Annotated in this window: 19 protein-coding genes; 7 read left to right on the forward strand and 12 right to left on the reverse strand. The window is 66.6% G+C overall.

Features of this window, described 5'->3' with window-relative positions:
* Positions 1-210: 210 nt before the first annotated feature.
* The 8 genes from ACT89O_RS24055 to ACT89O_RS24090 form a co-directional block, all read right to left on the reverse strand.
* Positions 211-4,530: a cellulose synthase subunit BcsC-related outer membrane protein gene (locus ACT89O_RS24055; protein ID WP_487261400.1), complete on the reverse strand. Its 4,320-nt coding sequence runs from the start codon at positions 4,528-4,530 to the stop codon at positions 211-213.
* Between the two features lie 90 nt (positions 4,531-4,620).
* Positions 4,621-6,945 (reverse strand): cellulose biosynthesis cyclic di-GMP-binding regulatory protein BcsB, encoded by a 2,325-nt coding sequence (bcsB, locus tag ACT89O_RS24060; protein ID WP_487261401.1) that lies wholly within the window; start codon positions 6,943-6,945, stop codon positions 4,621-4,623.
* 30 nt (positions 6,946-6,975) lie between these two features.
* Positions 6,976-9,162, reverse strand: coding sequence for a UDP-forming cellulose synthase catalytic subunit (gene bcsA, locus ACT89O_RS24065; RefSeq protein ID WP_055400303.1), 2,187 nt, complete (start codon positions 9,160-9,162; stop codon positions 6,976-6,978).
* Entirely contained in the window at positions 9,159-9,941 is a 783-nt protein-coding gene (gene bcsQ, locus ACT89O_RS24070) for a cellulose biosynthesis protein BcsQ (RefSeq protein WP_055400301.1), read from the reverse strand. The genes bcsA and bcsQ overlap by 4 nt, the downstream gene beginning before the upstream one ends.
* Positions 9,938-10,474 (reverse strand): cellulose biosynthesis protein BcsP, encoded by a 537-nt coding sequence (gene bcsP, locus ACT89O_RS24075; protein WP_487261402.1) that lies wholly within the window; start codon positions 10,472-10,474, stop codon positions 9,938-9,940. The genes bcsQ and bcsP overlap by 4 nt, the downstream gene beginning before the upstream one ends.
* A 44-nt stretch (positions 10,475-10,518) precedes the next feature.
* Positions 10,519-10,977 carry a cellulose biosynthesis protein BcsD gene (gene bcsD / locus ACT89O_RS24080; RefSeq protein ID WP_431151249.1) on the reverse strand — a complete coding sequence of 153 codons (459 nt, stop codon included), beginning with the start codon at positions 10,975-10,977 and terminating at the stop codon, positions 10,519-10,521.
* A gap of 350 nt (positions 10,978-11,327) precedes the next feature.
* On the reverse strand, positions 11,328-12,458 hold the full coding sequence (gene mnmA / locus ACT89O_RS24085) for a tRNA 2-thiouridine(34) synthase MnmA (RefSeq protein ID WP_487261403.1): 1,131 nt from the start codon (positions 12,456-12,458) through the stop codon (positions 11,328-11,330).
* Positions 12,455-13,396, reverse strand: a complete 942-nt coding sequence (locus ACT89O_RS24090) for a LysR family transcriptional regulator (RefSeq protein WP_055398073.1) — start codon at positions 13,394-13,396, stop codon at positions 12,455-12,457. Before ACT89O_RS24090 ends, mnmA begins: the two co-directional genes overlap by 4 nt.
* A gap of 179 nt (positions 13,397-13,575) precedes the next feature.
* Between ACT89O_RS24090 and ACT89O_RS24095 the strand changes: the two genes are divergently transcribed.
* The 3 genes from ACT89O_RS24095 to ACT89O_RS24105 are packed head-to-tail and all read left to right on the forward strand — an operon-like array spanning position 13,576 to position 16,834.
* Positions 13,576-14,667 (forward strand): 4-oxalomesaconate tautomerase, encoded by a 1,092-nt coding sequence (locus tag ACT89O_RS24095; RefSeq protein WP_487261404.1) that lies wholly within the window; start codon positions 13,576-13,578, stop codon positions 14,665-14,667.
* 39 nt (positions 14,668-14,706) lie between these two features.
* On the forward strand, positions 14,707-15,705 hold the full coding sequence (locus ACT89O_RS24100; protein ID WP_487261405.1) for a Bug family tripartite tricarboxylate transporter substrate binding protein: 999 nt from the start codon (positions 14,707-14,709) through the stop codon (positions 15,703-15,705).
* 55 nt (positions 15,706-15,760) lie between these two features.
* A complete protein-coding gene (locus tag ACT89O_RS24105) occupies positions 15,761-16,834 on the forward strand; it encodes a porin (protein ID WP_487261406.1) in 1,074 nt (357 codons plus the stop codon).
* 7 nt (positions 16,835-16,841) lie between these two features.
* Here ACT89O_RS24105 and ACT89O_RS24110 read toward each other — a convergent pair whose 3' ends face one another.
* From ACT89O_RS24110 to ACT89O_RS24125, 4 genes are read right to left on the reverse strand one after another with little or no spacing between them, the layout of a single operon-like run.
* Positions 16,842-17,675 (reverse strand): SDR family NAD(P)-dependent oxidoreductase, encoded by an 834-nt coding sequence (locus tag ACT89O_RS24110; RefSeq protein ID WP_218300805.1) that lies wholly within the window; start codon positions 17,673-17,675, stop codon positions 16,842-16,844.
* The gene (locus tag ACT89O_RS24115) at positions 17,672-18,466 is read right to left on the reverse strand and encodes a citryl-CoA lyase (protein WP_487261407.1); all 795 of its coding nucleotides are present in this window, start codon (positions 18,464-18,466) and stop codon (positions 17,672-17,674) included. The genes ACT89O_RS24110 and ACT89O_RS24115 overlap by 4 nt, the downstream gene beginning before the upstream one ends.
* 17 nt (positions 18,467-18,483) lie before the next feature.
* Positions 18,484-20,010, reverse strand: a complete 1,527-nt coding sequence (locus ACT89O_RS24120; RefSeq protein ID WP_487261408.1) for a class I adenylate-forming enzyme family protein — start codon at positions 20,008-20,010, stop codon at positions 18,484-18,486.
* Between the two features lie 29 nt (positions 20,011-20,039).
* Positions 20,040-21,071, reverse strand: a complete 1,032-nt coding sequence (locus tag ACT89O_RS24125; RefSeq protein ID WP_487261409.1) for a tripartite tricarboxylate transporter substrate binding protein — start codon at positions 21,069-21,071, stop codon at positions 20,040-20,042.
* Positions 21,072-21,175: 104 nt separating this feature from the next.
* Here ACT89O_RS24125 and ACT89O_RS24130 point away from each other — a divergent pair, with 104 nt between their 5' ends.
* The 4 genes from ACT89O_RS24130 (at position 21,176) to tcuB (ending at position 26,042) form a co-directional block, all read left to right on the forward strand.
* Positions 21,176-22,003: an IclR family transcriptional regulator gene (locus ACT89O_RS24130; protein WP_487261410.1), complete on the forward strand. Its 828-nt coding sequence runs from the start codon at positions 21,176-21,178 to the stop codon at positions 22,001-22,003.
* A gap of 220 nt (positions 22,004-22,223) precedes the next feature.
* The gene (locus tag ACT89O_RS24135) at positions 22,224-23,216 is read left to right on the forward strand and encodes a LysR family transcriptional regulator (protein WP_487261411.1); all 993 of its coding nucleotides are present in this window, start codon (positions 22,224-22,226) and stop codon (positions 23,214-23,216) included.
* A 191-nt stretch (positions 23,217-23,407) separates the two neighbouring features.
* Positions 23,408-24,874, forward strand: coding sequence for an FAD-dependent tricarballylate dehydrogenase TcuA (gene tcuA / locus ACT89O_RS24140; protein ID WP_487261412.1), 1,467 nt, complete (start codon positions 23,408-23,410; stop codon positions 24,872-24,874).
* On the forward strand, positions 24,861-26,042 hold the full coding sequence (gene tcuB / locus ACT89O_RS24145; RefSeq protein ID WP_487261413.1) for a tricarballylate utilization 4Fe-4S protein TcuB: 1,182 nt from the start codon (positions 24,861-24,863) through the stop codon (positions 26,040-26,042). Before tcuA ends, tcuB begins: the two co-directional genes overlap by 14 nt.

A 26,042-nucleotide genomic window follows, 5' to 3' on the forward strand; every position in this document is an offset into this window, starting at 1 on the left:
TGCAATCGGGCAATCACTGCGGTGCCCGTGTGATCTGTGGTCGGCCCATGGGCCTGGGCTTACAGCGCCTTCACCCCGCGCAAGCGCCATGTGGCACGCAGACAGTGCTCCCGCCACAAGCGGGTTGCCCATAAAAAAGGCCCGTCGCACGTGAAGTGCGACGGGCCTTTTTTGTGGCTTGCAGAGAGCGGGTGAGCGCCCTGGAAAAGTTCAGTAGCTATACGGTGACCGCAGCGGGTTGACCGGAAACGCCTGCAGGCCGTTGTAGGGCTGGAAGGCATAGCGCACATACAGGCCACCCGCGAACTCGCGGTAGTTGCGTGCGTTGTTGAGCGACAGGTGCCCACCCACGAACACCTGCGGATGCATCTGGTATTCCATGGCCGCACCCAGGTTGTAGCCCAGGCCCGTGCGGGACTGGCCGGGGTAGATGGCCGTGGCGCCCGTTTCGCCAAAGGCCAGCGCGTCGGCCGCAGCCTGGACGGCCGATACCTGCCGCGATGGGCTGTTGGGGAAATACGGCGCCGCATCTTCCTTGAAATACTGCACGCCCACCGAGCCCTTGAGCTGGTAGGACAGGCGGCCATTGCGCTGCGCCCATTCGACCGGAATGCCAAATGACACGAACTGCTGGGGACTGAAATAGCCACCGTGGCCCACCGTGAAGTAGCGCAGGTTGCGCTGGTACGACAGCCCCGTAAAGCTCAGGCCCGCCGTGAGGTCGGCGTTCGATGTGCGGTGCACATGCCAGTACATCCCGCCACCCAGCTCGGCCCGCGCATTGCTGCGCACGCGGGTACCGGTCAGGCCATGCAGCGAACCGTACCCATAGATCCCCAGTTCACCATCGTCCCAGGTCAGATCAACGCGGCCCCCCGAAGCGGACACGCCGCCCCAGCGGTCGCCGGTCCGGGCATCACGGACACCGGCAAACGACAGCAGGCTGTCGGTCACCGGGCGGCGCGAGAGGTCCACGGCCACGGTCAGGTCGTCGGTGAGGGCTGTGCGGTATCTCGCGCCTGCCGTCACATCGGACTGGCCGAAGCCCAGCGGCGTGCTGCCGATGTCTGCCCGGAAGCCTCCGCTTTCATAGCCTACGCTCAGGCCGACGCCGCTGTCGCTTTGCGAGCCCGCACCGCGTTCGGGCATGGCCAGGGCCGTGACCGGGCCACCACCAAAGCGGCTGATGGTGCCGTAGGGCGAGCCGGGCGAACCTGCGCTGGCGCCCGTGGGCGTTACGCCCAGCAGCAGGTGACCGTCACCCACGCTCATCTTGAGCTGCACGGGCGCTTCGATCTCGGATAGCTGGCTCATGCCCGCCTCGCCCTGCCGTGCGCGCGCAACTGCGCCCACGGAGAACGAAGAAATCTGGCTTTGCTGCACTTCGCGCAGCTCGTCGCGGGCCGTGCGGGGCCGCGTGGGGTCGGGCACGTTGCCCAGCCCCGCCGTGGACCAGGCAGAAGGTGCTGCAGGAGCAGGCATTGCGCGTTGCGCAGGCAAGGACTGGGCGCCGCCCGCATACCCACCACCGTAGGCCTGTGCAGGCGTGTAGTAGCCCGCCGCAGCCGGGGCCGGAGCGCCCATCGGCTGCATGGGTTGTGCAGGCGGCACGTACACAGGTGCCATGGCCGGCGCCGCCGCAGAGGCACCCACCGACCGTGGGGTCGAAGAAGGCAGTGCCGCAGCGTTGCGCCGCGCAGCGCTGGTCGAAGCCGCCGTGTCAGCCGCCGCCACCGGGCTGGACGCTTCGGGGTAGTAACTGGCGGGCGTCATGGGAGCGGCCTGCGCATAGGCCTGCGGCGCCGTGCCAAAGCGGCTTGCACCGGCCGGGTCGGGAATGTAGAGGCCTGCAGGTGCGTTGTTGCTGCGCGCTACTGGCTGGGGCGCGTACTGCTGGGGGGTGTAGCCCACCGGCGACCGTGCGACGGCTGCGGCACCAGGCACTGACAGGCCGCCCCCGGCACGCTGCTGCAACGCCGCGCGCTGGGCAAATGGATTGCCCGAACGGGCAGGCCCCGCCGCCACGCCACTGGCCGCCAGCACGGCATCGCGCTGCGCGTTTTCGGCAGCAACGGCAGCCGTGAAGAACTCGGTGGCCTTGGAATTCTTGCCCTGCGCCCGGTACAACCGACCAGCGGCCGTCAGCACTTCGGGATCACGCGGAGCGCGCGCAAGCGCCACGGACAGCAGCGACTCCGCATAGCCGTAGTCCTTGGCGCCCGTGGCCATGGCTGCGGTCTGCAGGATGAGGGGCACGTCATTGGGAGACTTTTCCAGCAGCCGCGCATACAGCGCCTGCGCCTGGGCATAGTCGTTGTTGGCCGCGTACATGCGGGCCAGTGCCGCCATGGCCAGGGGCTCGTCGGGCTGCTCGGCCAGCAAGGGAACGAGCGTGTCGTAGGCCGCGACCAGGTCGCCCGCCTCGCGCAGGCCATCGGCCTGGCGCACGATGTAGGCGCGGCGGATGTCGCTGAAACTCTTGCGCTCGCGGTCATTCATCGGGGCCGTCTGCAGCTGCCGCAGGATGCCCGCCAGCTCCACATCCTGCTGGGTCTTGAGCAAGGTGGCTGCGTACTGCAGGCGCAGGCCGACATCGGGGCGGGGGGTGCGCGCCAGCACCTGGCGCACCATGCCGAGTGCGCGCTGCGGATCGCCAGCGTCCGCGTAGGCCAAGGCCATGGCGCCCAGCAATTCGGGGTCTTGGGTGGCAAAGGACTCGGCCTGGGCCAGGGTGGCCAGGGCTTCCGTCTGGCGACCTTCGGCCGCCAACGCCGACGCAGCCGATGCCTGCACATGCACCCACACCCGCTTTTGCAGCGCGGCGATGTCACGGGTGCGGTGCTTTTCTGGAACGCGGTCCAGCAGCGCCAAGGCGCTGGGCCAGTCACCAGCCTCCGAGGCCAGCAGGGCGCTGGCATACAGGGCCTCGGGCATATTGGGGTTGGACAGCAACAACCCGTCCATCACGCCCCGCGCCTCGGCCACCGCGCCCATGCGCAGGTACAGGCGGGCCAGGTCCAGCCGCACCCAGGGGCTGGCCGGATCGTTCAGCAGGGCATCTTCCAGCGCTGCGCGGGCGGCGGCGGTATCGCCACGCTCCGTCGCTGCGCGGGCCTGGCCCAATGCCTGCGCAGCACGCAGGCGCCCCAGGGCTCCCACCTTTTCTTGCTGCGAGGGTGACAGCTTCTCCACCAGCGCCAGGGCTTCGGCCGCCTTGTTGTTCTGCGCCAGCACGCCCACGAGGCCCCGCACCGCGTCGGGGTTGTCGGCCTGGCGCGCGAGCACACGGCGGTAGGCCGCCTCGGCGGCGTCGTACTGGCCATCTTCGACCAACAGGTCTGCCAGGTCGGTTTCGGCCGTGACTTCGGCCGGATTCAGCCGCACAGCCTGCTCCAGCGAACGCCGTGCTGCCGCTGCCTCACCGCGTTCGCGTTCGGAGGTGGCCTGCTCGACCAGGCTCCAGTAGGTGGCACTGTCGAGCGCCTGTTTCCACCGGCTGGCCGAGCCCGCACGCGAGGCCCGCTCCAGCAGCCCGCGCGCGTCGGCAAACCGTTCCTGGCGCAAACGCAGGATGCCCAGGCCACCCAGCGCATCGCCGTCGGTGGGTCGGGATTCGAGCACGTTCAGAAATGCGGCCTCTGCAGCATCCAACTCGCCATCGTCCAGGGCCTGGAACCCTGCTGTCGTCCGCTGGCGCAGCGGGTCGGCCGTCCGGACGGAAGCTGCCTGGGACTGTTTTTGCAGGTTCTGGGCCTGCACCAGGCGCGTCTGCACGGCCGTGTCTCCGGGATTGGCGCGCAGGAATTCCTGGTACAGCGGGATGTCGGCCGAACGATTGCCCGTCCAGGCCAGCGCCTTGCGCCAGCTTTCCGTCGCCGCCTTGCCCACATCGGGGCGCCCGGCCAGCCGCGCCAGCTGGGCGATGCCTTCGCGGCGTGTGGATTCGCGGTAGGTCAGGTGTTGCGCCAGGGCCAGCGCAATCTGCGGGTCTTCGGGCGATTCCTGCGCCAGGCGGTTCAGACCCCGGCGGGCCTCGTCCCAGCCGCCTGCTGTGGCGCCCAGCGTCTGGTAGTACTCCAGCGCCAGGGGCCCGGTAGGAGCGCGGTCTCCCAGTGCCGCCTGGTACGTGCTCAAGGCCTGGCTGGCCTGCCCGCTGCGGGCCTGCTGGCGCGCAGTTTCGATCTGGGGTGCGCTGCGGCCCGTGCGGATGGATTCCTGCAACCGGCTGACCAGCGGGCTGCGCGGATGGGCTGCCTGCAACTGGTTCAGGTAGCGCTGGGCGCCCTCGGGGCGGCGGGCGTTGAGCTCCACCAACGCCATCCCATAGAGGGCCTGGGCGTTCTGGGGGTTGATGCGCAACAGCTTCTGCCACGCCTCACCCGCGCGTTCCGTGTCGCCGCGCTCCTGCCAGTACTGCCCCTGGTCCAGCAGGGTCTGCTCGGCCCCGGTCTGCGCCCAGGCAACGGGGGCCATCAGCGAGGCCAGCAGCCCCATGGCAAGTGTTTGATGACGACGACGTTTGGAGGACATGCCTTCCTTCTCCCTGCGAGGCTCCCGGCCACCGAGGTGCCGGGAATGTGTTGCGTGATTCAGAAACAGCCGGGCGTGCTTTGCACCGCCTCAGCCTTTTTGCTTCAGCCGGGCCCGTGCGCGCGCTCTCAGCGACAGGTACATGATGATCGCTATCAGCACCGCCGCCGACACGCCCAGGACAATCAGCAACAGCGGATTGCGCGAAAGAAACCACTGGGTATGCAGCAAGGGGCCCAACTGACCCACATGGTAGTTTTTCTCGGCCACCAGGCTGTCCACCTGCTTGCCCCGGATGACCGTGGTGCTGCCCTGCACGTGTTTGAGCATTTCGGCATCCAGCAGTGCATCCATCACTTGCGACAGACCTGCAGGCTGGTTGCTGGCAACGAGCACCACACTGCGGCCACCGCGCAAAGGCGATTCAAAACCTGCCACCAGAGCATCGGTGCTGTCGCTGGAAAACGCAACCTGGCTGCGCCGTGCGTGCACGCTGGAGTCCTCGCCAAAGCCCCACCAGCGCAGCAGGCGGTTGGCGAAATCCGACATCTGGAAACTCTTGGTTTCGCCCTGCAGGAGGGCCGGAATGGAACTGGCCCATTGCTTGAGCAGGGGCTGGTTGCCGCCGGAGGCAATGACCAGCAGGTCCTTGTCGGCAAGCCGCTCCACCTGCTGGGCCTGCGCCACGGTCACGCCCAGGGCAGGGTATCCCGTGACGCGCCCCATGACACCCATCAGGCCCAGATAGGCCGCGTATTCCTGCGCTCCCGGCTTGTCCGGCATCACCACCGCAGATTCAGAAAGGTCTGCCATGCGTGTGAACGGGAACCCTGCATTGCCAAAGGCCGCCAGATCCGGCATGGCGATGAAATGCGGAAAACCGGAGATGTCGATGGTCGAGTCGGCCTCGACAGAGCCCCGGACGTTGTCGAGTGGTACGTCCTTGCAGGCGCCCTGCTTGACCACGTCGTAGTAGTAATGCATCTGCAGCTGCGACTGGGCCGGCAGCTTGAACAGCGGGATGTGGAACGTCTCGCGCTCCGGCGCCATCTCGCCCTTGGGCACCACCTTGGTCAGCAGGCGGTCCAGAGCGCCGGGTTCTTCATGATTCACTGCGTGCAGGGGCAACGAACGCAGGAACTGCTGGTTCACATTGATGTTGAGGGTGGACTTGTCCGGGTTCGGGCGCGGGGTATAGCGATACCGCAGGTCCACCGGGATGCCCTTCTGGCGCCATGCGAACAGGTCGGGCGGCAGGAAGAAGTTCAGGCGGATCAGGTCTGGCGAGTAGCCGGACACGTTGAGCGCATCGGCCTCGACCAGTTCACCAAATTTCACGGGCCGGTCATTGGAAAGCCAGTTGGGCGCGTCGTACGGCTTGCGGGGCTTGAGTTCCGTGACCTCGGTGATCCGTGCCAGCGGGCCGGACAGGGCCGAGGAACCGATGGCCAGTGCCTTAGCGGCAACGCCAAGCTCGGCTTCGTCCCGCCCCATGACCAGCAGCAGCTTGCCATGGCGGTCTGCCGGGTGGCTCACCACGGCCACGGTGGGGCCCTGGATGTCTGGCAGGCTCAGCCCGGCGGGCGCTTGCGCCTTGCCCGCGATCATCACCACCGCGTTGCCGCGCGCGGGGAGTTCGCCCACCAGTGACGGGAACCTCGCTCCCCGGAAACCCGCCAGCGCGCCAAACCAGGACGACATCGTGCCTGCGGCCTGCAAGGTGCCCGTGTTGGGCACTGCGCCGAACACCATCGGCAGCTCCAGCGGGCGCACATCGCGGCGATCAAAGAAAGGCTGCGGCAGCAGCGCCAGATCGTTTGTCTGGGCAACGGGCGCCACCGTCAGTTCCAGCACGCTGTCGTTGCCGACGTTGGCCCACAGGCTGGAGTGCAGCGGGTCTTCGCACTCCATCGTGTAGTGGCCGATCAGCTGCAGGTTGAGCCGGTTGAACTCGGTGATGAGGCGCGGCGGGATGACGATCTCGCGCTGCAGGTTTTCGCCCGCCTGCTGCGTGGTCACCGGAATGGTGGCGGCCACCTGCTCGTTCACCAGCACCTTGATATGGGACAGGTTGGGGAGCAGGGCGGGCGAGTAGGAGTAGTTCAGCTTCAGTCGCGCGCCTGTGACCACTTCGTCGTTGCGCACGCTGAACGCCACACCGCTCGTGCCGTCCACACCCCGCAATTGCAGCGGAAACAGGGCCCCCAGGTCCTTGAAACTGGTGCGGTGTACACGCACTCCACTCTCGGTCGGTTGCGCCGCAGCCAGCATTTCCGCCCCAGCCAAGCCCGCTGGTGCAGGGGCCGCAGCAAGTTGGGATACGGGCACGGCCGTCCCTGTCAGTACCAAGGCCAGCATGGCAGGCAGCATGCGCTTGCGCGGCAGCCGCGCTGTCGGATGTCTTTTGGGAATCATGGTGTCGAGTCTTTGGAAACAGGGAAAGGCTTAACGGGGCTTGAGGGACTTGACGGCGGAGACGGTCAGTTGTCCCATGCCGCGCACTCCGATCGCAATCACGCTCCAGAGCGAGCGCAGCGGCTTGTCGCGCTGGCCCGTGCCCCAAGTGGCAATCCAGGCATCCGCCCGTGCAAAGGTCAGCGATGCCAGTTCGGCCTGCTGGCGCAGACTGAGGTTGTCGAACTTCACGCCCAGACGCCCCTTGCCACTGAACGTGACAACGGCCGGAAAAACACCTTCTTCGTCGGACCGGAACAGCGACACGGAAAGGCGGCTGCCCATGGGAATGTCGCTGTCCGCCGGAACGGACAGGCCCAGCCCGTGCTGCGAGAAATCTTCGGTCTTGCAAACCAGCGTGCGGCCGTTATCGAAGCGGATGACAGCGGGCAGGGCAGCCGCCACGCGCGGTGTGCCACGGATCTGGCGCGTCTCGCTGGCCACCGCCACACTGGCGCCCAGCAGGATGACGTTGTAGGTGGTCCAGACCATGTTGATGACCAGCGTGGTGGTTTCGTCGCCTGCGGAGGAGAACAGCTTCCAGATCCCCACCGCAAAACCCACCAGATTGATCACCAACAGCACCACATAAGGCCGTGCAATGGTCCAGTCGAAATAGGCTTTCTCGATCACGCCCCCCTTGGCCGTCACGTTGAACTTGCCCAGCTTGGGGTTGATGAAGGCAACGATCACCGGGCGCATGATGTACCAGGCCAGCACTGACTCGTACACCTCATTCCAGAACGAGTGGCGAAAGCGCCCCTGGATGCGGGAGTTGGTCACGCTGGCATGGGCCAGGTGGGGCAGCGCATAGGCGGTGATCATCAGCGCCGTGGCCTGGAACACGTGGGCCCCGAAGAACAGGTAGGCCAGCGGTGCAGTCAGAAACACCAGGCGCGGCAGTCCGTAGAAGAAATGCAGCATCGCATTCAGGTAGCACAGCCGCTGGCCGAACTTGAGACCCTTGCCAAAGAGCGGGTTGTCGGTGCGCGCGATCTGCGCCATGCCCCGCGCCCAGCGAATGCGCTGGCCTACGTGGCCGGAAAGGCTCTCGGTGGCCAGGCCCGCAGCCTGAGGCACTTCGAGGTAAGCCGTGTTGTAGCCCAGGCGGCTGAGCTTGAGCGCCGTGTGGGCGTCCTCGGTCACGGTTTCTACCGCAATGCCACCCACTTCCAGCAATTCCTTGCGGCGGATGATGGCGCAAGAACCGCAGAAGAACGACGCGTTCCAGAGGTCGTTGCCGTCCTGGACGATGCCGTAGAACAACTCGCCCTCGTTGGGCATCCGGTGGAACGTGTCCAGGTTGCGCTCAAACGGATCGGGTGAGAAGAACACGTGCGGCGTCTGCAGCATGACCAGGTTGGTGTCCTTGAAGAACCAGCCCATGCAGACCTGCAGGAAGGAACGCGTGGGGATGTGGTCGCAGTCAAAGATGGCGATGTATTCGGAACTCGTGACTTTGAGCGCCGCGTTGATGTTGCCCGCCTTGGCGTGGTGGTTGTTGTCGCGGATCAGGTAGCCGACGCCCAGCTCTTCGCAGAACTCACGGAACTCGGGACGGCGGCCGTCGTCGAGCACATACACGTGCAGGCGATCGGCGGGCCAGTCCAGGCTCATGGCCGAGAACACCGTCTGGCGCACCACTTCAAGCGGCTCGTTGTAGGTCGGAATGAACACATCCACGCTGGGCCAGGTGCTGATGTCCTGGGGCATGGGAACCGGGCGGCGCTGCAGGGGCCACGCCGTCTGGAAGTAGCCAATGAGCAGCACCGCAAAGGCATACAGCTCTGCCAGCACCAGGCCATAGCCGAATGCCGCATCCAGCCAGTTGGTAAAGCCGATGGTGTCGGTAAAACGCCAGTAGATGTAACGCGACGAGGCCGAGATCGACAGCACGATCATTGCCAGCGTGGACAGGCGGCCGGGGGTCCTGCTCAGCAGCAAGGCCGCACCAAACGAACCCACCGAAAAGAGAATCTGCCCCTGGAGATCCAGCGGTACGCTGATGACCAACCCCATCAGCAAGGCACTGAACACCACAGCCGCGACACGCGCTACGGGGTGCTGCCACAGATCCCACCCGGTGATGGCATGCACCACGGTGCGCCAGTGTGCCTGGGGACTGTGGGAATCGGCGTCAGCTACCTCGTCGGCCTGCGGGCGTTGGTCGATACTCATTGCGCGGCTCCAGCCAGTGGCAGTCGCAGGCGCTGCGCAAGGACGCGCGCGCACTTGCGCAGGTCATCGGCCGCCTGGCCTTGGGGGTCATACTCCAGCACGCTCTGGTCGTAGGCGAGCGCCTCGCGCACCGCCTGGTCTTCGTGGACCACGCCCACCAGGCGCTCACCCAGGTTGTCCTGCATCACACGCGTGATGTCTTTGGACAACTGGCGCGCGCCGTCCACCTGATTGAGCACGTACAGCGTTTCGGAAAAATCAGGGCGCGGTGTGCAGTAGGTGTGCACCAGCCGCTGCATCAGGGCCAGCGCCGCATAAGACGCCGCATCCGGCAGGCTGACCACCACCACCACCTGGGCCGCCGACAGCGCCTGCTGCATATAAACAGAAGGACCGGGCGGCGTGTCGATCAGCACCACGGCATCCTCCGGCAGTTCCAGGCCCTGCAATTGCTGCTCCAGCCAGTTCGGGTGTGCGTCCAGGTGCCGCTCGAAAGCCACGCGGTCAGACTCGTTCACCACGCCATAGGGCAGCACATGCACACCCGATGGGCTTTGCACGCAGACCGAGCCCCAGTCTTCGCCTGCCAGGCTGGCGCGGGATACGCCGGCCAGAGAACGGGGATCGGCGCCGAAATGCAAGCCCAGCGCATTCTGGGGGTCCATGTCCACCACCAGCAACGTCGCAACACCTTCGCGCTGCAGTGCGGTGGCCAGGTTGGCCGTCAGGGTCGTCTTGCCCACGCCACCTTTGGCAGAAACGATGGCAATCACTTTCATAGGTGGCCCTTGCGAGTCTGCCAGGCGGGCGCTGGCGCAGCGCCGGCGGCCACGGGAGCACCCGCCAGACGCGCAAAAACCGATGGGAGGTCCACCGGCAAGGACTCCTGGTGCACGGCCTGCTCTTCAGCAACAGTCGGCGCAGCCTGTCCACGCAGGCCCGCAAGACCCGCCAGGGGGGAACGCGAGGCCAGCGCAGCCGCTGGCGGCAGACGGTCTGCCGCTACTGCTGCGGGCGCGGCCACCGGGCGGGGCAACTCGGCGGCGACGGGTGCAGTGCGCTGCACTGCCACAACGGGCTCTGGTCGCGCCGAAACGGAAGCCTGAGCCTGCTGGGGAAGCGGCGCCGCAGCGGTACCGGCGCTTCGGTCTACCGAGGGCACATCATCGGCCACGGCATTGCGCACGGCGGAGACAAGGGGCCAGCGCTCGTTGGAGAGTTGGTGCTCCTGCTTGCGGGCCAGCTCATGGTAGGGGTCTGCCTTGGCCCCAAACTGCTGAAAGAGGTTCACGATGTCGTCTGAGTGTTTCATGGGTCACCGCCAATGCCGCAACATATAGATCCGAAACCCGGTGCTCAGCGCGACAGCTGAAGGTGTACACACCCCCAGGCATCTGCAGGTGCGCACTGCACCACCTTGAGTTGCCCGGCACCCGCTTGGTCGAACCAGCTTTGGTAGACCCCTTCGAGGAAACCACCCGACCAATGCACGTGGTCCGGCCCGAATGCAGCAGATACGGGCGAGAGGCTGTGGTGGATGTTCAACTGCGCAACTTCCTGCGTCAAATCGACCCAGCCCCAGTCGATGCTCGTCCAGACCGCCGTCATGCTGCGCTGCAGGTCTTCCACAGTGGCACACGCTGGCAAAGGATGGTCTGCCGCAAACCGCGCACCCACCCGGAACATCAGCGCGCGAAGGTCTTCCGGTGGCAGGGCCGCGACAAATTCCGCTGCAAGAGCCTGGAAAAACCCTCGCCATTGCACCGAACACTGCTGCCGGACCAGGTGCGCGGCGATGTCGGGGCTCGAAGGCATGGAAACAATTTGAGACATGGTGCAAGCACGAGCAAGCTTCGGGCCCGTTTTTGACGGCCGTCAGCAAGATGAACTAAGGGTTTACCACGTGCATTTTTTGATACATGTGGTTTCAAACAGCGTTTTCGGGAATTCTAGAAGCCACGCCGTGACAAATGACGCTTGTGGCGACGAACCAAAGGTCAACTTAGTTCAACTGGCGGTAACTACGTAGAAGTTTGTGGGTGTCACGCCACAAGAATTAATTATTTACTATTTGGATTATTCAATCCATAGTCTTAATTAATTAGAAAACCCCATTTGTGGGGGTGCACCACAATCGGCTAGAGGGCGAATGTTCCCCAGATGTTTCAGTCTGTCGCACCAAAAATGACCCCGCCCCCGAGGCAGACCTCCCCGTCGTACAAGACCGCACTCTGTCCCGGCGTCACCGCCCACTGCGCCTGTGGGAAACGCAGCTGAAAACCCGCGCCGTCCGCGCTGACGATGGTGCACGCGGCGTCCTGCTGCCGGTAGCGGGTCTTGGCGGCATAGTTCCCCGGCACAGGGGGGTGGCCGGACGTCCAGCTGGCATCTTGCGCCTCCAGGGCGGAGGAGAGCAGCCAGGGGTGGTCGTGCCCCTGCACCACGCGCAGCGTGTTCCTGGCCAGGTCCTTGCGGGCCACAAACCAGGGCGCATGCTCGCCGCCGCCACGTTGTGCGCCCTTCTCCTTGATTCCGCCGATGCCCAGGCCCTGGCGCTGGCCCAAGGTGTAGAACGACAAGCCCACGTGCTGGCCCAGCTTGCGGCCCCGGTCGTCCAGGATGGGGCCGGGCTCATGGCTGATGTAACGGTTCAGGAACTCGCGGAACGGCCGCTCGCCAATGAAGCAGATGCCCGTGGAATCCTTCTTCTTGGCATTGGGCAGGCCAATCTCCTCGGCGATCCGGCGCACCTCGGTCTTGTGCAACTCGCCCACCGGGAACAGCGTCTTGGACAGCTGCGCCTGGTTCAGGCGGTGCAGAAAGTAGCTCTGGTCCTTGGAGGGATCCAGCCCCTTGAGCAGCTCGAACAGGCTGGACGATGGGTTCTGACGCACGCGGGCGTAGTGCCCCGTGGCGATCTTCTCCGCGCCCAGGCGCATGGCATGGTCCAGAAAAGCCTTGAACTTGATCTCGGCGTTGCACAACACGTCTGGGTTGGGCGTGCGGCCCGCCTGGTACTCACGCAAGAACTCGGCAAACACACGGTCCTTGTAGTCGGCTGCGAAGTTGACGTGTTCGATCTCGATGCCGATCACATCAGCCACGGCGGCGGCGTCCACGAAGTCGATGTTGGACGAGCAGTATTCGCTGTCGTCGTCATCTTCCCAGTTCTTCATGAAGATGCCGACGACTTCGTGGCCCTGTTGCTTGAGCAGGTGGGCAGTCACGGCAGAGTCCACTCCGCCCGAAAGGCCCACGACAACACGTTGTTTGGGCGGTTTGGTATTGGCAGTCATTGCCCCGATTGTATTTTTTGCGCCGTGGCAGCACTGCGTGGGCGCACAGAACGCGTAGCCACCAGCAGGTCATAGAGCTGCTGCGCAGCGGGCGACAGCGATTTGCCCCTGCGTTTGATCAGCCCCATCTGGCGCGTCACCACGGGCTCGATCAGCGGAATGCTCACCAGCGTGGGATGGTCCTTGCCCGGCATGGCCAGGCTGGGCACGGCAGCCACGCCCAGGCCCGCCTCCACCAGGCCGAGCAGCGTGGTCACGTGCTTGGCCTCGTACAGGCACTGGGGGCGGTCGGGCACGTTGGCCAGCGCCAGGTCCATCAACAGACGGTTTCCCGAGGTCTTGCCCACCGACATGAAGTCGTGCTGGCCCAGCTCTGCCCAGGTGACCTTCTTGCGCCGCGCCAGCACATGGTCGCGCCGACAGGCGGCTACGAAGCGCTCGGCCAGCACGGGCTTGAACTCGATCTCGGCCTCCTGGCTGCCGATGAAATTGAGGCCAAAGTCGGCATCGCCCTGCGCCACGGCCACCAGCACCTCGTTGGCGCTGGCGTCGTGCACCTTGACGCGGATTTTCGGAAACCGCTCGTGGTAGCGCTTGACCACCTGCGGCAAGAAGTAATACACGGCCGACGGCACGCAGGCAATCGTCACCTCGCCCATGCGGCGCGCGGCCACGTCGCCCAGGCCCATGAGCATGCCGTCCAGGTCATCCAGCCACACGCGGGTCTTGCGCGCAAAGTCACGGCCCACGGCCGTGAGCGTGACACGGCGGGTGGTGCGGTCAAGCAGGCGCACGCCCAGGGCTTCTTCGAGCTTGTCGATGCGACGGCTGAAGGCAGGCTGCGACAAGTGGATCGCCTCGGCCGCAGCACGAAAGCTCTGCAACTCAGCCACCGCGGCAAAGGCCTGAATGTCAGCAAGATCGAATTTGTTGTTCATGGGCATGGGCTTTCAAGACGTTTCGCTGTTGCGCAGCACGCATCAAACGATCAGAACATTGCAATTCACGAACGTGATTTCACCATGTACAAGAGCTCATAGCCTATTGCACTGCATGCATCAATCATTGTCAACAATGCAATTCACAGAACAGATGAAGCGTCGCACCATGCCGACCCATGAGCTACAACCTTCCTTGCGTTCTGATGCGTGGCGGCACTTCCCGGGGGCCGTTCTTCCTGGCCGACTGGCTGCCGCAAGACCCTGCGGCGCGCGACCGCACCCTGATCGCCGCGCTGGGCTCGCCGCATGAATTGCAGATTGACGGCCTGGGCGGAGGAAACTCGCTGACCAGCAAGGTGGCGATCGTTTCCAGGTCGGTACATGCCGACTGCGATGTGGACTACCTCTTCGCCCAAGTCAGTGTGGAAGAGGCCCGCGTGGACACGCGGCCCAACTGCGGCAACATGCTGGCGGGCGTGGGGCCCTTTGCCATCGAGCAGGGGCTGGTGCCCGCTTCCGGCCATGGAAACACCACCAGGGTACGGGTCTACAACGTCAACACCCGTTCACGCATTGATGTGCAGGTGTGTACCGCTGGCGGACGGGTGCACTACGACGGCGATGTGCATATTGACGGCGTGCAGGGCACTGCGGCACCGGTGCTGATGAACTTCCTGGACGCCTGGGGCGCCGTCACGGGCCAGATTTTCCCGACCGGCCAGCGCATCGACACCATCCACGGCCTGCAGGTCACCTGTATCGATGCAGCACAGGTCATGGTGCTGGTGCGCGCAGCCGACCTGGACCTGCGTGGCAACGAGAGCCCTGCGGAGCTGGATGCCAATGCCGAGCTGCTGTCCAGGCTGGAAGCCCTGCGATGCGAAGCCGGTCTGCGCATGGGCATGGGCGACGTATCGAACAGCGTGCTGCCCAAGCCCGTGATCGTGTCTGCGGGCGATCAACCGGGCAGCGTCGTCTCGCGCTATTTCACACCCCACCGCTGCCACCGCTCACACGCCGTGACCGGTGCGATTGGCGTGGCTGCTGCCCACGTGCTGCCAGGCACGGTGATCACCGACTCCCTGCAGCACGCCATTGCAGGCACACGCCGTGTGGAAGTGCTGCACCCCGCCGGCCGCATTCATGTGGACGTGGAACTCACCGAAGTGGACGGCCAATTCAAGCTGGTGCAGGCCGCGCTGGTCCGCACCGCGCGAAAGATTCTGGAGGGCACGCTGTTCGTTTCAGAAAACGCATTCACCCACTGATTTCACACCCCAACCCTTTGGATGACAGGAGACAAAAAAATGATTCGCCAACACTTTGCGCCATCGCGCGCACGCCGCACCCTGCTCACCGTGGCGGCCCTCGCTGCCGCTGTGCAAATGATCCCCTCCCTGGCACATGCGGCCTATCCCGACAAGCCCATCACGCTCGTGGTGCCGACCGCCGCTGGCGGTGGCAACGACGGCATGGCGCGCGTGGTGGCGCTCAAACTGTCCACCCTGCTGGGGCAACAGGTCATTGTGGAGAACAAGGCGGGCGCCAACGGTGCCATTGCGGCGGAGTTTGTGGCCCGCGCGGCGCCCGATGGTCACACGATTCTTTTTGGCTACATCGGCACCCACGGCATGAGCCCTGCGCTGCAAAAGCTGCGCTACGACCCCATCACGCAGTTCGAGCCCATTGGCATGGTGAGCTACTCGCCCACGCTCATGGTGGTTCACCCCAAGGTGCCAGCCAAGTCGGTGGGCGAGCTGGTGGCGTTGACCAAAGCCAAGCCCCAGGACTTCAACTACGCCTCGGCCGGCAACGGCACAGCCCCGCACTTCTCCGCCGAAATCTTCAAGCTGGAAAGCGGTGCGCAAATGGCCCACGTCCCCTACCGGGGTGCCGCGCCCGCGATGAATGACACCATGGCCGGGCAGACCCAGGTCATGTTCCCCAGCCTGTTCTCAGCCTACCCCCACGTCAAGAACGGCAAGCTACGCGCCCTGGCGCTGGCAGGCCCCAAGCGTTCATCGCTGTTGCCCGATGTGCCCACGCTGGAAGAGGCGGGCGTGAAAGGCGTCGAGATCACGCAGTGGTATGCCCTGTTTGCGCCCGGCAAAACGCCCAAGCCCGTCGTCGATCAGCTCAACAAAGCGCTCAACACCGCCCTGGCGGACAAGGACGTGGCACGGCGCATTGAAGAACAAGGCGCCGTGGTGGACCCCAGCACGCCCGAGCAATTGGCCCTGACCGTACGCCAGGAGATCGCCAAGTGGAAGGGCGTGGTGCACAAAGCCCAGCTCACCCCCGATTGAGGCCCCAGAAATACCCTCGCACCCCTTTCAGATTTCAATCAGGCAGGAGACATCTATGAGAAAAAGAATAGGCAACATCGGTGCGCTTTGTGCCGCACTGGCCAGCAGCTGCATCGCGGCACAAACCAGCGGCGTCACGCTGTATGGAACCGTGGACCTGGGGCTGCGCCACGGCAGCGGCCTCACGGCGGCCAATGCGGCAGCCCCCGGTTCGTCGCATAGCCTGGGCAGCGGCATACACACCACCAGCCGCTGGGGGCTTCGCGGCAGCGAAGACCTGGGGGGCGGTGCCAACGCGCTGTTCCAGTTCGAGAGCGGACTGAACGCCGACACCGGCGCTTCTGCCAACGCCAGCAAGACCTTTGATCGCGCATCCTGGGTCGGTCTGGAGGGCGGATGGGGCACGCTGGCCCTGGGCCGCCAGACCACCACACTGGCGGATGCCATCTCGCCCGTGGACCCGCTGGGCATGCGCTTTGCGAGCTTCAACCCCAGCATCGGCGTGGCCGCGCTCAGCCAGCATGGCCTGGGCATCGAGTTCGGCAGTGCGGGGTCCACGTCAGGCTCGTACCGGCTGGACAACGCGATCAAGTACACAGCGCGATTTGGCGGCCTCACCGCACGGGCGATGTTGGGCACGGGTGAAGTGGCTGGAAAGACATCGGCCCTGTCGTCGCGCGGGGTCGGCATGGCCTATGCGGCCAGCGGCGTCACACTGTCGGGCGCATTCCAGACCTTCAAGGACACGAACCAGCGCACCCTGGACGGAGCCACCCTGGGCGCGGCCTACCAATGGAACACCGTGCGCCTGGCGGCCAACGCGGCACGCAGCGATGCCGAGACAGCGGTCGGCAAGCACACGGTGCAGCGCGTGTTCTCGGCAGGCGCGACCTGGTCCGTCACGCCCCTGTTCGATCTGACGGCTGCCTACTACAAGGTGGACCGCACCCGCACGGGCGCCGCCGACGACGGCTACGGCCGCCTGGTGGCGTTTGCCGAATACAAGCTCTCGCGCCGCACCAAGGTATATGCCGAGCTGGACAACACCCGCTGGCGCAACGGCTTCCAGGGTGCGGCGAACAAGGCCACGGCCACCGGCATCTCGGCCGGTGTGGTGCATACGTTCTGAACCTGCCTTACACGAACTTGCCGGTGATGCCCCCGTCCACCACCAGCTCGGTGCCGGTCACGTAGGCGGCGGCATCGCTGGCAAGGAAGGCGCAGGCATGCGCCACATCCCACGCCGTGCCCATGCGGCCCATGGGCACCTGCCGGGCGCGCGCGGCGCGGGCCTCGTCGAGGCTGGTGTCCGAGAACATCTTCGCCACCGTGGTGGCAATGCGCGGCGTGTCGATGAGCCCGGGCACCACCGTGTTGGCGCGCACGCCCTGGCCCGCGTACTGCTGCGCCACCATGCGTGTGAAGTGCGTGACGGCCGCCTTGGTCACGCCATAGGCCAGGTGCGGGTAGCCGAGGTAGCGCATGCCCGCGATGGACGAGATCGCAATGATGGAACCCCGCCCGCGCTCCACCATGGCGGGCAGCACCTGCTGGCAGGCCAGCAGCAGGCTGTTCACATTGACGGAATGGATGCGGTCGAAGTCTTCAACGCTCGTCTCCAGCGGGCCGCCGGTCTTGCCGATGCCCACGTTGTGGTGCAGCACATCGATGGCGCCGCCAAAGCGCTCGCGTGCCTCGGCAAACAGGCGCTGCACATCGGCCGCGTCCGCCACGTCGCCCACCAGGGTGGCGGCCGTTCCGCCCTCGGCGTGGATGAGCGCCGTGGTTTCTTCGGCCGAGGCTGCGTCGCGGTCCGCCACACACACGCTGGCACCCAGGCGCGCGTAGGTCACGCAGGCGGCGCGGCCAATGCTCCAGCCCGGGCCGGCAGACCCGCCTCCGGCCACAAAGACGACGCGGCCTGACAAATCGAGCGGCAGGGCAGGTGAATGGGCTGGCGGGGCGCTCATGCGTCCGTGCCCTGGCCGGCACTGCCGCCAACGAAGGGAATGGCGTGCTCCACCGTGTCCCAGATGAAGCGGCCCGAGGGGCTTTGCTGCTCTTCCACGATGTGCGCCACCAGCCCGGCCGCGCGCGAGATCACGGCAAAGCCGCGCATCACGGACGTGGGCACGCCGATCTCGCCCAGCAGCGCGGCCACCGCGCCGGTGGCGTTGATGGTGATGGGGCGGCCAGCCACCTCATCCACGGCCTTGGACAGCGTCTCCAGCGCACGGATCTTGTCGCCCTGCAGCTCGGGCTCGGCGCGGCCCATCTCCAGCAGCTTGTAGGCGCGTGGGTCCACGGGCTTGTGCAGGTGGTGGCCAAAGCCGGGCACGGGGGATTTGAGGCCCTTGTAGTCGCGCGCAATGGTGAGCGCTTCCGCCTCAGGGTCTTGCGCCGCTGCAATGCGGTCGAGCAGGCCCGAGCAGTTCTCCATGGTGCCCACGAAGGAGCTGCCCACGGCCAGCAGGCCCGCGCTTACGGCGCCCTGCAGGTTCTCGGGCGCGCTCATGTAGATGAGCCGCGTGACAATGGCGCTGGGCGTGAGGCCGTGCTCCATGAGCACGATGAGCACCACGTCGGTGATTCGCAGGTCCACGCCGCGCGGGGTGCGGCCCAGGATCTGCATGAGCATCACCTCAGTGAAGGTCTTCTTCCCCATCAAGTCCTCGACCAGGTCCGCATCGCGGTAATGCAGGCTGGTGAGGGTGTGGGTGCACAGGCGGGTGACGGGGGTCTTGGAAGCGGGGTGGGTCATGAAATGGGTTCCTTCATTCAGGCAGTGGCCGTACCGGCCGTGACGGCCATTGCCGCATCGCGCACGGCGGACTTGAGCACCTTGCCCACGGGCGAGCGCGGCAGGCTTTCGTGGAAATGGATGCGCTTGGGCGTCTGCACCGGGCCCAGGCGCTCGCGCACAAAGGCGATCAGCTCGGCCTCGCTCGCGTGCTCACCGTTGCGCAGCTGCACGGCGGCCTGTACGGTCTCACCCCACTTGTCGTCGGGCAGGCCGAACACGGTGCATTCGTGCACCGCAGGGTGCTGGCCCAGCGCGTTCTCCACGTCCACCGGGTAGACGTTGAAACCGCCAGTGATCACCATGTCCTTGAGCCGGTCCTTGAGGTAGAGAAACCCCCGCTCGTCGATCAGGCCCCGGTCGCCCGTGTGCAGCCAGCCGTCCACCAGGGTCTCGGCCGTCTTCTCGGGCAGGCGCCAGTAGCCGGTCATCAGCAGGTCGCCGCGCGCCACCACCTCACCCACTTCGCCCGGGGGCAGCAGGCGGCCATCGGGCGCCATGATGCCCACGTCGCTGAACCAGGTGGTGCGGCCCACCGAGGCCAGGTTGCGCTCGTCCTCGAAATCTTCGGGGCACAACACGGTGAGGATCTGCGGCGCCTCGGTCTGGCCGTAGGTGGTGCCCAGCACCGGGCCAAAGAAGTTGCGCACCTGGCGGATCTTGTCGGACGGCATGGGCGCGCCGCCGTAGATCAATCGGCGCAGGCGCGGAAAATCCGCGCGCGACGCGCCGGGCAGCGCCATCAGCATGTAGACCAGCGTGGGCGGCATGAAGCACACCGTGCCGCCGCGCTCGCGGAAGGCTGTTCGCACCGCCTCGGCGCCCGCGCCCGCCAGTACCACGTGGCAGCCACCCTGCGCCAGGATGGGCAGGATGTACGTGGAGGTGCCGTGTGTGATGGGTGCGGCCACGATGTAGCGCTCGTGCTCGTCAAAGCCCCAGGCGTGGATCTGGTTGGTGATGTTGGCCATCCACGCGCGGTAGGGCTGCATCACGCCCTTGGGTGCGCCCGTGGTGCCGCCAGTGAACTTGATGGCCTGGGTGGCGTCGTCCGGCAGGTCCAGCTGCGGGCGGGGTGCGCCAGCGTGCGCAGCGGCCAGGTTGGCCAGCGTGGTGGCGTCCTCGGTGGCCGGCGCCCCAGTCAGCACGCGGGCGCCGGGCGCGCCTTCGAGGAGGTCGGCGCACGCGGCGTCCAGCACCAGCAGGGTGGGCTCGGTGGCGTCGATGATGCGGCGGATCTCGGGCCGCGTGCTCTTGGGGTTGAGCGGCACCCACACCTTGCCGCAGGCCAGCACGGCCAGCAGCGCGGCGATGTGGTCGGCGCTGTTGCCCGCGCAGATGCCCACGCGGCTTTGGGGTGTGGGGTCGATGGCTGTGAAGCCCGCCGCGAGCGCTGTCACGCGGGCGGCCAGCGCGTCGTAGCGGATGGCGCCCTCGTGCGCGTCGATGGCAATGCGGTCGGGCCAGCGCTGGGCGGCCCGCCAGAAGAAGTCGATGGGGAACATGAAAGAGGTGAGGTTGTGTGGGTGATCTGTCACTCGGCGGATGCGCCCGACTCTTTCACCACTTCGCGCCAGCGCTTGATCTCGGCGGCGGCAAACTGGCGCATCTTGTCGGGGGTGCCACCATCGGGCGTGGCGGCCAGCTCCTGCAGGCGCGTGCGCACCTCGGGCTGGGCCAGCACCTTGTTCAGGGCCGCGTTGGCCTGCTCGATCACGGCGCGCGGCGTGCCCGCCGGTGCGGCCAGGCCAAACCACGACTGCACATCAAAGCCCGTGTAGCCCGACTCGGCCAGCGTGGGCACGTCCGGCAGCAGGGGTGAGCGCTGGGCGCTGGTGATGGCAATGGCGCGCAGCTTGCCCGCCTGCACATGCGGCAGGGCCGACGGCGTGTTGTCGAACATCGAATCCACCTGGCCGCCCAGCAGGTCGGTGACGGCGGGTGCGCTGCCCCGGTAGGGCACGTGCAGCATCTTGAGCTTGGACTGCATCTTGAACATCTCGCCCGAGAGGTGGATGGACGAGCCGCTGCCCGAGGATGCAAACGTGATGCCGTCCTTGGACTCCTTGGCGTAGCGCACGTAGTCGGCCAGGTTCTTGATGGGCAGCTTGGGGTTGACCACCAGGATGTTCGGAATCTTGGCGATCATGCCGATGGGCTCGAAGTCCTTGACCGGGTCGTAGCCCAGCTTGGGGTACAGCGTGGCGTTGATGGTGTTGGCGATGGTGTAGACGTAGAGCGTGTAGCCATCGGCCGGCGCGCGCGCCACGGCCTCGGCGCCCACGTTGCTGTTGGCACCGGCGCGGTTGTCCACCACCACCGGCTGGCCCAGCTGGTCACCCAGCTTCACGGCCACCAGGCGCGCGATCACATCCGTGGCGCCGCCTGCCGCATAGCCCACCACCAGCTTGACCGGCTTGGCGGGCCAGCCGGACGCATTGGGCTGGGCCTGCAATGGCATGGCAACGCCGCAGGCCAGGGTGGCCGCCAGCGCCAGCAGGGCACGGCGTGGCAGGGATGGCGAAGCTTTGCGCTGACCCAGCGCGGCGGGGGTGTGTGGGCTCATGGTGTCTGTCTCCGTTGGTTCTTGGAAAAATGCCGTCGTGGCGCCCTGCTGCGTGCCCTGCGGCACACTGCGCACTGGTTGCGTTGACGAACAAATTCTTTCCCATGCCCTCCCGACCTGCGAATTCAAACGTCCGACAACCGGACGAAAATGCGAGTACACGCACCCCCGACGAGCCGGTCGAAGACCCTGGCAGCCGCACGCTGCGCCGCGGCCTGCAGGTGCTGGACGCCGTGCTGGCCCATGGCCGCGACGGCGCGCGCGTGGTGGACCTGTGCCGCGCCGCTGCGCTGGAGCGGGCCCCCGTGTACCGGCTGCTCTCCACGCTGATGGAGGGCGGCTATGTGGCGCAGCGTGGGCGCTTTCGCTATGTGGCGGGCCCGCGCTTGGCCGCCCTGGCCGAGCCCCCGGGCCAGCCCAACCTGGCGGTGCGCCTGGCGCCTGTGCTGGAGCGCGTGAGCCGCGCCTGCGGTGACGCAGCCTTTGCCATCGTGCGCGAAGGCCCCACTTCGCACTGCATTGCACGCCATGTGGGCACGCACCCGGTGCAGATCCTGGTGATCCAGGTGGGCACGCGCCAGCCGCTGGGCGTGGGCGCTGCAGGCCTGGCGCTGCTGGCGGCGCTGCCTGATGCCGCTATGCAGGCCTGCATCAATGCCAACGCGCAGGAGCTGCCGCGCTACGGCGGCATGACGCCCGAGCGCCTGCAGATCCTCGTGCGCGCCACGCGCGAGCGCGGCTGGTCGGTGGTGGGCAACCATGCCACGCAGGGTGTGCTGGCGGCTGGCATGGCTGTGCGCAACGCGGCGGGCGAACCCGTGGCGGCGATCAGCGTGGCATCGACCGTGGACCGCATGCCGCGCGAGCGCCAGCAGCTGATTGCGCGTTGGATGCGCGAGGCGCTGTCGGCGCACCTGCCCAATGGCATCTGAGCGGGTCTGCGGCACACTCTGGCAAGCCGCAGACGGACGATGCCAGCCAGCCGACGCCGCGAACGCCACCGAAGCAATTACTATAAAAATGATAGCTCTCAGCGATGAATGGACCAGCGCCAGATGGCAATTTGGCTTCAAACCAATGCTTCCCCTGCATTTCCACCACCCTGTTGACCGCCCTGCATCCGAGTCACGCCACGCACCCTGAGGCACGCCCATGGAACTGAGACAACTGCGCTATTTCGTGCGTGTGGTGGAGCAAGGCTCCATGAGCCGCGCTGCGCTGGACCTGGACGTGGTGCAGTCCGCGCTGAGCCAGCAAATCACCCGGCTGGAGAGCGAGCTGGCCACGCGCCTGCTGCAGCGCACGCCGCGCGGCGTCACGCCCACAGAGGCAGGGCTGGCGTTCTTTCGCGAGGCGCAGCTCACCCTGCGCCATGCCGACCAGGCCGTGCGCGCGGCGCAGCAGGCGCGGCTGTCGGGCACCGTCACCGTGGGGCTGGCGCCCACCACCTCGGGCGTGCTGGGTCTGCCGCTGATGCAGGCCATGCGCACACGCTACCCCGACGTGCGGCTGCACATGGTGGAGAGCATGTCGGGCCACCTCACGGCCATGCTGCATGCGCGCGAGCTGGACCTGGCCGTGCTGTTCGACACCCGCCTGCACCAGGCACAACAGGCCACGGGCGCGCGCCGCTGGGACATGGCGCCGCTGCTGGAGGAAGACCTGTTCCTCATCTGCGCCCGTGACCGAGGGGAGGGCCCCGGCAACTCCCGCGGCCGGCAGCTGCCGGAAACCATCACCGTCGCCGAGCTGGTGCAAGAACCGCTGATCCTGCCCACCGGCCCACACGGCCTGCGCAGCACCCTGGACACGGCCTTTGCCCGCGACCGCGTGGCGCCACACGTGGTGCTGGAGGTGGACTCGCTCGCCATGGTGATGGCCGCCGTGGACGCGGGCCTGGGCTCCACCGTGCAGCCCTGGGCCGCCATGGGCCGCTACCCCGATGCGGCCGAGCGCTTTCAGTGCGCACGCCTCACCGATGCGCCCGCGCGCCGCGTCAACCTGCTGTGTAGCCTGCCCGACGAAGAACTCTCACCCGCCGCCCTGGCCGCTCGGGTGGTGCTGGCGGACTGCGTGCGTGAATTGGTCACTACGGGTCAGTGGTTTGGCACGACATGGATAGGCGGACAAGACACCAGCGCCTGAGCGGCCACCCCGCAGCCATCACGATCCGTGATACCCCCATGACCTGAACCCGCTGCACGGCGGGCCTGCGTCTCCCTACAGTCGCCATCACCCGATGAACGACACGGCGACCGCGCCAGGAGACACCCCATGGGCCCCACACCCCCTTCTTCATTCCCCCCCGCGCAGCGCACCGCCTGGAGCCACCAGCCATGAGCGGCGATGCTGTGGTCGATGTGCTGGTGATCGGTGGCGGCAACGCCGCCCTGTGCGCCGCCCTGATGGCACGCGAGGCGGGCGCCAGCGTGCTGCTGCTCGAATCCGCCCCGCGCGCCTGGCGCGGCGGCAACTCGGCCCACACCCGCAACCTGCGCTGCATGCACGACGCGCCGCAGGACGTGCTGGTCGATGCCTACCCCGAGGAAGAATTCTGGCAAGACCTGCTCAAGGTGACGGGCGGGTTGACCAACGAACACCTGGCGCGCCTGGTGATCCGCGCGTCGAGCACCTGTCGGCCCTGGATGCGCCGCCACGGCGTGCACTTCCAGCCCGCGCTGGCGGGCACGCTGCATGTGGCGCGCACCAATGCGTTCTTCATGGGCGGCGGCAAGGCGCTGGTCAATGCGTACTACCGCAGTGCGGAGCAACTGGGCGTGCAGATCCGCTACGAAGCGCCCGTGGAGCGCATCGAGATGGACGGCAGCCGCTTCATTGCCGCCCACCTGGCGAGCGGCGAGCGCATTGCCGCCAAGAGCTGCGTGCTGGCAGCGGGCGGCTTTGAATCGAACCGCGAGTGGCTGCGCGAGGCCTGGGGCCAGAATGAGCGCGGCGAGTGGCCGGCCGACAACTTCCTGATCCGCGGTACGGCCTACAACAAGGGGGTGTTGCTCAAGCACCTGCTCGACGACCATGGCGCCGACCGCATCGGCGACCCCACACAGGCGCACATGGTGGCCATCGACGCGCGCGCGCCGCTGTACGACGGCGGCATCTGCACGCGCATCGACTGCGTGTCGCTGGGCGTGGTGGTCAACCGCGCGGGCGAGCGCTTCTACGATGAGGGGGAGGATTTCTGGCCCAAGCGCTATGCCATCTGGGGCCGCCTGGTGGCGCAGCAGCCGGGGCAGATCGGCTACTCCATCATCGACAGCAAGGCCATCGGCCGCTTCATGCCGCCCGTGTTCCCGGGCGTGAAGGCCGACACCCTGCCCGAGCTGGCGCAAAAGCTGGGTCTGCCGGTGGACACCTTCACGCGGACGCTGACCGACTACAACGCCGCCTGCCGCGTGGGCCAGTTCGACCACACCACGCTGGACGACTGCCACACCGAAGGCGTGGCACCCGCCAAGACGCACTGGGCCCGGCCCATCGACACCGGCCCGTTCTATGGCTATGCGCTCAAGCCCGGCGTCACCTTCACCTACCTGGGCCTGCACACCGACGACACCGCTGCCGTGCGCTTTGGCAACGTGCCCAGCCCCAACCTGTTTGTGGCTGGCGAAATGATGGCCGGCAACGTGCTGGGCAAAGGCTACACCGCCGGGGTCGGCATGAGCATTGGCACCGCGTTTGGCCGCATTGCAGGCACGCAGGCGGCATTGGCATCAAAACAGGCCCCAGCGAACATCCCACAAGCGCAAACAGCTATAAAAACAGGAGTAAACGATGCAAACGCTTGAAGCCCTGGCGCGTGACGCTAAAGCGCTGGCGAATGGCGGCATTGTGCTGTCGGCCCCCGAAACCGAGGTGGCGCGCCAGCTGCAGATCTGCAATGCCTGCCGCTACTGCGAAGGCTTTTGCGCCGTGTTCCCGGCCATGACACGGCGGCTGGAATTTGGCAAGGCCGATATCCATTTCATTGCCAACCTGTGCCACAACTGCGGCGCCTGCTTGCACGCCTGCCAGTACGCACCGCCGCACGAATTTGCGGTGAACATTCCTCAGGCCATGGCCCAGGTGCGCGGCCAGACCTATGCGGACTACGCCTGGCCGCCCGCGCTGGGCCAGCTGTACCAGCGCAACGGCCTCACGTTGGCCCTGGCGCTGGTGGCCGGGCTCACGCTGTTCCTGCTGCTGGCCGTGGCGCTGCACGGGCAAGGGCTGGCGGCGCTGTGGCACGCGCCCGTGGGCGGCTTCTACGGCATCTTCCCGCACAACCTGCTGGTGGGCCTGTTCGCGCCGGTGTTCCTGTTCGCCGTGCTGGCGCTGGGCCTGGGCGTGCGCCGCTTCTGGCGCGATATCACACCTGCCACCAGCGGCGCGCCGCTGAGCGCGCCCGCCACGGCCGAGGCCACCGATGCCGTGCTGCGCCTCAAGTACCTGGACGGCGGCCATGGCGACGGTTGCCACAACGAGGACGACGCCTACACCTTGTCGCGCAGGCGCATGCACCACCTCACGTTCTACGGATTCATGCTGTGTTTTGCGGCCACCAGCGTGGCCACGCTGTACCACTACCTGCTGGCCTTGCCTGCACCGTACGACCTGCCCAGTTTGCCGAAGCTGCTGGGCGGCGTGGGCGGCATCAGCCTGGCGATTGGCACGGCCGGCCTGTGGCGGCTGAACCTGCGCCGCCACCCACAACACGGCGACGCCGCGCAAAAGCCCATGGACCGCGCCTTCATCGCCCTGCTGTTCCTCACCGCCACCAGCGGCCTGGCCTTATGGGCCGCGCGCGGCACCGCAGGCCTGCCGCTGCTGCTGTGCCTGCACCTGGGCGCGGTGATGGCGCTGTTCGCCACCATGCCCTACGGCAAGTTTGCGCACGGCATTTTCCGCACCGCTTCGCTGCTGCGCCACGCGGTGGAAAAGCGCCAGCCCCACCCCATCGGTTTGAGCGCCGACTGA

This window comes from Acidovorax sp. NN32, assembly GCF_057597245.1.

Excerpts from the sequence above, each read along its gene's own strand:
- bcsP (WP_487261402.1), bottom strand. The coding sequence starts at position 10,474 with ATGAAACACTCAGACGACATCGTGAACCTCTTTCAGCAGTTTGGGGCC.
- ACT89O_RS24095 (WP_487261404.1), top strand. The coding sequence starts at position 13,576 with ATGAGCTACAACCTTCCTTGCGTTCTGATGCGTGGCGGCACTTCCCGG.
- ACT89O_RS24110 (WP_218300805.1), bottom strand. The coding sequence starts at position 17,675 with ATGAGCGCCCCGCCAGCCCATTCACCTGCCCTGCCGCTCGATTTGTCA.
- ACT89O_RS24130 (WP_487261410.1), top strand. The coding sequence starts at position 21,176 with ATGCCCTCCCGACCTGCGAATTCAAACGTCCGACAACCGGACGAAAAT.
- bcsB (WP_487261401.1), bottom strand. The coding sequence starts at position 6,945 with ATGATTCCCAAAAGACATCCGACAGCGCGGCTGCCGCGCAAGCGCATG.
- ACT89O_RS24120 (WP_487261408.1), bottom strand. The coding sequence starts at position 20,010 with ATGTTCCCCATCGACTTCTTCTGGCGGGCCGCCCAGCGCTGGCCCGAC.
- bcsQ (WP_055400301.1), bottom strand. The coding sequence starts at position 9,941 with ATGAAAGTGATTGCCATCGTTTCTGCCAAAGGTGGCGTGGGCAAGACG.
- bcsA (WP_055400303.1), bottom strand. The coding sequence starts at position 9,162 with ATGAGTATCGACCAACGCCCGCAGGCCGACGAGGTAGCTGACGCCGAT.
- ACT89O_RS24115 (WP_487261407.1), bottom strand. The coding sequence starts at position 18,466 with ATGACCCACCCCGCTTCCAAGACCCCCGTCACCCGCCTGTGCACCCAC.
- tcuA (WP_487261412.1), top strand. The coding sequence starts at position 23,408 with ATGAGCGGCGATGCTGTGGTCGATGTGCTGGTGATCGGTGGCGGCAAC.
- tcuB (WP_487261413.1), top strand. The coding sequence starts at position 24,861 with ATGCAAACGCTTGAAGCCCTGGCGCGTGACGCTAAAGCGCTGGCGAAT.
- bcsD (WP_431151249.1), bottom strand. The coding sequence starts at position 10,977 with ATGCCTTCGAGCCCCGACATCGCCGCGCACCTGGTCCGGCAGCAGTGT.
- ACT89O_RS24100 (WP_487261405.1), top strand. The coding sequence starts at position 14,707 with ATGATTCGCCAACACTTTGCGCCATCGCGCGCACGCCGCACCCTGCTC.
- mnmA (WP_487261403.1), bottom strand. The coding sequence starts at position 12,458 with ATGACTGCCAATACCAAACCGCCCAAACAACGTGTTGTCGTGGGCCTT.
- ACT89O_RS24125 (WP_487261409.1), bottom strand. The coding sequence starts at position 21,071 with ATGAGCCCACACACCCCCGCCGCGCTGGGTCAGCGCAAAGCTTCGCCA.
- ACT89O_RS24055 (WP_487261400.1), bottom strand. The coding sequence starts at position 4,530 with ATGTCCTCCAAACGTCGTCGTCATCAAACACTTGCCATGGGGCTGCTG.
- ACT89O_RS24135 (WP_487261411.1), top strand. The coding sequence starts at position 22,224 with ATGGAACTGAGACAACTGCGCTATTTCGTGCGTGTGGTGGAGCAAGGC.
- ACT89O_RS24105 (WP_487261406.1), top strand. The coding sequence starts at position 15,761 with ATGAGAAAAAGAATAGGCAACATCGGTGCGCTTTGTGCCGCACTGGCC.
- ACT89O_RS24090 (WP_055398073.1), bottom strand. The coding sequence starts at position 13,396 with ATGAACAACAAATTCGATCTTGCTGACATTCAGGCCTTTGCCGCGGTG.